This window comes from Bradyrhizobium sp. (assembly GCF_049512235.1).
Lineage (GTDB): Bacteria > Pseudomonadota > Alphaproteobacteria > Rhizobiales > Xanthobacteraceae > Bradyrhizobium.
Map to the genome: position 1 here is coordinate 1 of NZ_JBEKXH010000483.1, position 4,854 is coordinate 4,854.

The 4,854-nt window shown below is 66.2% G+C and carries 5 protein-coding genes; all 5 read right to left on the reverse strand.

The annotated features are described in order from the left end of the window. Positions 1–44 precede the first annotated feature (44 nt). From hpxZ to ABSG20_RS30055, 5 genes are read right to left on the reverse strand one after another with little or no spacing between them, the layout of a single operon-like run. Complete coding sequence (gene hpxZ / locus ABSG20_RS30035; RefSeq protein WP_423868089.1) at positions 45–443, reverse strand: oxalurate catabolism protein HpxZ; 399 nt, start codon at positions 441–443, stop codon at positions 45–47. A gap of 1 nt (position 444) precedes the next feature. Further along, positions 445–1,842 (reverse strand): AtzE family amidohydrolase, encoded by a 1,398-nt coding sequence (locus ABSG20_RS30040; protein ID WP_423868090.1) that lies wholly within the window; start codon positions 1,840–1,842, stop codon positions 445–447. Between the two features lie 7 nt (positions 1,843–1,849). Beyond that, positions 1,850–2,032, reverse strand: coding sequence for a DUF4089 domain-containing protein (locus tag ABSG20_RS30045; protein WP_423868091.1), 183 nt, complete (start codon positions 2,030–2,032; stop codon positions 1,850–1,852). 37 nt (positions 2,033–2,069) lie between these two features. Beyond that, the gene (locus ABSG20_RS30050; RefSeq protein WP_423868092.1) at positions 2,070–3,926 is read right to left on the reverse strand and encodes a dipeptide ABC transporter ATP-binding protein; all 1,857 of its coding nucleotides are present in this window, start codon (positions 3,924–3,926) and stop codon (positions 2,070–2,072) included. Between the two features lie 11 nt (positions 3,927–3,937). Further along, positions 3,938–4,837, reverse strand: coding sequence for an ABC transporter permease (locus ABSG20_RS30055; RefSeq protein WP_423868093.1), 900 nt, complete (start codon positions 4,835–4,837; stop codon positions 3,938–3,940). Positions 4,838–4,854: the final 17 nt, after the last annotated feature.

Here is a 4,854-nt window from a genome sequence, read left to right on the forward strand (position 1 = left end):
GCCGGCCGGGCCTTGGGGAGCGCTGGTCGGAGGATCGTCAAGACTCATGTCTTCTGATCCCGCGGTTCATCGATGATACTGACATGGGCTGCGACGATTTTCCAGCCTTCGGCAAACCGCACCCAGGTCTGCATCTGCCGCCCGACCCGGCCGGGCGCACTGTCGCGGTAGAACAGCGTCGAGGCGACCGCGGTATCGCGGCCGTAGGTCGTGATCACCGTCTGCGCGGTCCGCCGCGACAGACCGATCGGCGAGCGGGCGGCGCGAAAGGCCGTGATCGCCTGATAGCCATAAAGATTTTCGCCGACGCCGTAGCGCAGCGTGCGGGGGTCGGCGCGGAACAATTCGCCGAGCACGGCGGTGTCGTTCGACACCAGCGCCTGCTCGTAGCGCTCAAATTGGCCGCTGACTTCGGCGAGCACCTCGGGCAGATCGACCTCCATCTCAAATTCCTCTCGGTCGCGGCGCTGCGACCGCGCCGGCGCGCTGCAGCGCATAGGCGACGCGCAGTGCGATGTCTTCCCGCCACGGCGCCGCGATGATCTGGACCCCGATCGGCATCGGCTCGAGCGGGACCGGAACGGCGACCACGGGAAGGCCGATGAAGGAAATCGGCTGGGTGTGGATGCCGATATTGGCGCGCAGCGGCAGTACCGCGCCGTCGAGCACGAAGGTCGCCTGCCCGAGTTTTGGCGCCACACAAGGCGTCGCCGGCGCGACGATCACATCGACCGTTTCGAATACCTGCAGCACGCGGTCGCGATACCAGCGGCGGAACTTGTGCGCGCGGCCGACCAGCGGCGCCGGGATCATGGCCCCGGCCAGCAGCCGATCGCGCACCGCCGGATCGAAATCAAGAGGCCGCTTTCGCAAGCGATCAAGATGCAGCGCGGCGCCTTCGGTCGCGGTGATGACGTAGGCGGCGGCGCGGGCGCGCGCGGCCTCGGGAATCTCGATCATCTCGGTGGTGCCGAGCGCCTTGGCAACGCGGGCGATCGCCGCCATGGCCTCGGGGAAAACGTTGTGCTGGAAATAGCCGCCGGCTATCGCGATCCGCAAGCCGCCGATGCCCTCGGCCAAAAGCGCGCTGACCGGCTCGGCAGGCCGCATGGCGCACGCCGCGTCCTCCGGATCGGGCCCTGACATCGCGTCATAGGCCAGCGCGAGATCCTCGACGCTGCGCGCGAACGGACCGAGATGATCGAGGCTCGCCACGAAGGGAAACGACCTTGCCCGCGACAATCGGCCATAGGTCGGCTTCAGTCCGAAGATGCCGCAGAACGAGGATGGCACGCGGATCGAGCCGTTGGTATCGGACCCCAGCGCCAGCGGCACCAGGCCGCCGGCCACCGCGCCGCCGCAGCCGCCCGAGGAGCCGCCGGACATCCGGGTGACATCGTGCGGATTGCGCGAGGGCCCGTCATGCACATTCTCGCCGGTGAAATCATAGGCGTATTCGCCCATGTTGAGCGCGCCAACCAGCACGGCGCCGGCCGCCTCCATGCGCTCGATCAGGGTGGCGTCGCGCCGCGACGGCCTCAGCTCGCGGTTGATCTTCGATCCGGCGCGGGTCGGCAGGCCCTGCACATCGAACAAGTTCTTCACCGCATAGGGCACGCCGGCGAGCGGGCCGCCGTTTTGTCCGGCCGCGACCGCGGCATCGATCGCGCGCGCCTTGGCACGCGCGCGATCCGCGGTCACGTCGGTAAACGAGTTCAAGACCGGATCGTGCCTTTTGATCCGCGCCAGCGCCGCTTCCGTCACGCTCAGGGCCGACAGCTTCCCGCCGTTGACGGCTCGGGCAATCGCGGCGGCGGACAGCAAGTCACTGTCTGCGATCATGGCGAGATCAGGCTGCGAAGACACAGGCCGGCTCGGTATCGTCGGGCAACACGAATTCATCGACCAGCCGCGCCAGCCTCAGCGACACCTCGAGATTGGCCTTGACCGCAGGCTTCCAGCCATCGTCGACCGACAGGCCCAGGGCTTTCGATACGGCGTCGATATAGTCATCAAGCGGATCAGCGGGCATTGTTCTCCAATCGGTATTCTCGCATCACGCGGCATGTTCAGTGAACCGGCAATGGCGGGTGCGGTATAGCCGTCAGCAGTTCCCTGGTATAGGCGTCCTGCGGGTCGCCCAGCACGCGCTCGGACGGACCCTGCTCCACGATACGTCCGGTCCGCATCACGATGACACGATCGCACAGCAAGCGTACCACATTCAAATCGTGCGATACGAACAAATAGCTCATCCCCATCGACTGTTTCAGATCCTGCAGCAGATTCAGCACCACCGCCTGCACCGAGACATCGAGCGCCGCGGTCGGCTCATCGAGAATCACAAGCTTCGGGTGCAGCGCGATGGCGCGCGCGATGCCGACGCGGGCCTTCTGTCCGCCCGACAATTGATGCGGAAACCGATCGAGCAGATTGACCGGCAGGCCGACCATGCCGGCCAGTTCCTCGCAGCGGGCACGCAGCGCGTCGCGTCCGCTGATGTCGCCAAGCTGCTGAATGGGATCGACGATCGCGCGTGCGGCGGTAAAGCGCGGATTGAGACTGTCGGTCGGATCCTGAAACACCATCTGGATGCTCTTGCGCAGCGGCAGCCGCGCGAACGCATTCGGCAGGATGCTGCCGATATCGTCGCCGTCGAACACGATGCGGCCCGAGGTCTGGTTCAAGAGCCGCATCACCATCATCGAGGTGGTGGATTTGCCGCAGCCGGATTCGCCGACCAGGCCGACGCTCTCGCCGCGGCCGACGTGGAAGCTGATGCCGTCGACGGCGCGGAATTGCTCCGGCTCGACCGCAGGCCCGCGGGAGAACAATTTCGCCAGCGTCGCCGTGGCGCCCTGGCGCGGATATTCCTTGACCAGCTTGTCGACCAGCAGCAGCGGCGTCTTGGAAGCGTGGCCGTTGCCGGAGCCACCAGCCGCGGTCTTCTCCCTCTCCCCGCCCTTCGCGGGGAGAGGGTCGGGGTGAGGGGCTGTCTCGGCGAGCGCAGCTGGTGGAGAGTCCCCCTCACCCGGATTGCGTTGCAATCCGACCTCTCCCCGCACGCGGGGAGAGGTAAGAGGAGGAGCCAGCGCCGCGGTTTCTTCTTCCGGCAAGAGATCGCGCAAGGAGACGCCGAGACGGGGCGTCGCGCGCATCAGCTTTTTGGTGTAGGCGTGTTGCGGGTTGGCGAAGATGTCGGCCGACAGGGCGGTTTCGACCACGCGGCCCTTCTCCATCACCACCACGCGATCGCAATAGGCCGCGGCCAGGCCGAGGTCATGGGTGATCAGGATGGTCGACATCGCGCGGCGTTTGGTCAGCTCGACGATCAGGTCCATCACGGCTTTTTGCGTGGTGACGTCGAGACCGGTGGTCGGCTCATCGGCGATCAGAAGCTGCGGATTGCAGGCCAGCGCCAGCGCGATCACCACCCGCTGGCACATGCCGCCCGACAGCTCGAACGGATAGGCGTGATAGCGCTCGCGCGGGCGGGCGATCTTGACCTGCTCCAGCGCCTCGATCGCCTTCTCGCCGCGATCGTTGGTCGTCGACTGCACGTGCTGGCGCAGCACGTCTTCGATCTGATCGCCCACTTTCCGGATCGGATTGAGCGCCGCGCGCGGATTCTGGAAAATCATCGAGATCTCGCGGCCGCGCAGGTCGCGCATCTGATCTTCGCTGGCGGTCTTGACGTCGATGCCCGAAAACATCACCGAGCCCTCGGCGATCCTGCCGGCACGGTCGAGAATCCGCATCACCGCGTAGGAGGTGACGGATTTGCCGGAGCCGGATTCACCGACGATGCCGAGCGTCTCGCCCTTGGCCACAGAGATATTGACGTGCTGCACCGCCTTGACGATGCCGCGCCGGGTGGCGAATTCCACGGTGAGATCGTGAACGTCGAGCAGCGGCTTCGCGGTCATGCCCATACCCCTCACGTCCTTCGCTGCGGATCGACGATGTCGCGCAGGCCGTCGCCGAGCAGATTGAAGCAGAACACCGCGACCATCAGCGCCAGGCCCGGGAACAGCGCGATCCACCATTCGCCCGATACCATGAAGCCCGCGCCTTCCGCGACCATGATGCCCCACTCCGCGGTCGGCGGCCGCACCCCAAGCCCGATGAACGACAGTCCGGCGGCGTTGAGAATGGCGTAGCCCATGGTCAGCGACATCTGCACGATCATGATCGGCATGATGTTGGGCAGGATGTGCACCAGCAGAATCCGAAACTCGCCATTGCCCGACAGCCGCGCCGCTTGGACAAAACCGGCGTCGCGCCGCACATTGGCCTCGGCGCGGGCGACGCGGGCATAGAGCGGGAAATTCACGATCGCGGTGGCAATGATGATGTTCTGCACGGTGTTGCCGAGCGCCGCCACGATCCCCATCGCCAGCACGAACAGCGGAAAGGCCATGATGGTGTCGGCGATGCGTCCGACGATGCGATCGGTCCAGCCGCCGAAATAGCCGGCGGCGATGCCGGCAAGGCCGCCCATCAGGAACACCAGCACCACCGAGGCCACGGCGATGAAGGTGTCCAGACGCGTCGCCACGATGACGCGGCTGAAAATATCGCGGCCAAGCTGATCGGTACCGAACCAGTGCGCCGCGGACGGCGGCTTCAGCGCCGCCGCGGTGTCGGACGCCAGGGGATCATGGGGAACGACATACGGCCCGAACAGCGCCGCGAAGGCGATGACGATCAACAGGCCGAACGCGAAGGCGGTGACGCGGTTCTCGCCGAGCACGTAGCGGGTGTGCTCGAACATCGCCGCCAGGCCCGAGGTCCGCGCGGGGGTGACGGGTTCAACGGTAGGCGCGACGGTGCTCATGCTTGCAACCTCACCCT

What these genes read in the sequence shown, in the direction of transcription:
- hpxZ (WP_423868089.1), bottom strand. Translation starts at nt 443, where the DNA reads ATGGAGGTCGATCTGCCCGAGGTGCTCGCCGAAGTCAGCGGCCAATTT.
- ABSG20_RS30055 (WP_423868093.1), bottom strand. Translation starts at nt 4,837, where the DNA reads ATGAGCACCGTCGCGCCTACCGTTGAACCCGTCACCCCCGCGCGGACC.
- ABSG20_RS30050 (WP_423868092.1), bottom strand. Translation starts at nt 3,926, where the DNA reads ATGACCGCGAAGCCGCTGCTCGACGTTCACGATCTCACCGTGGAATTC.
- ABSG20_RS30040 (WP_423868090.1), bottom strand. Translation starts at nt 1,842, where the DNA reads ATGATCGCAGACAGTGACTTGCTGTCCGCCGCCGCGATTGCCCGAGCC.
- ABSG20_RS30045 (WP_423868091.1), bottom strand. Translation starts at nt 2,032, where the DNA reads ATGCCCGCTGATCCGCTTGATGACTATATCGACGCCGTATCGAAAGCC.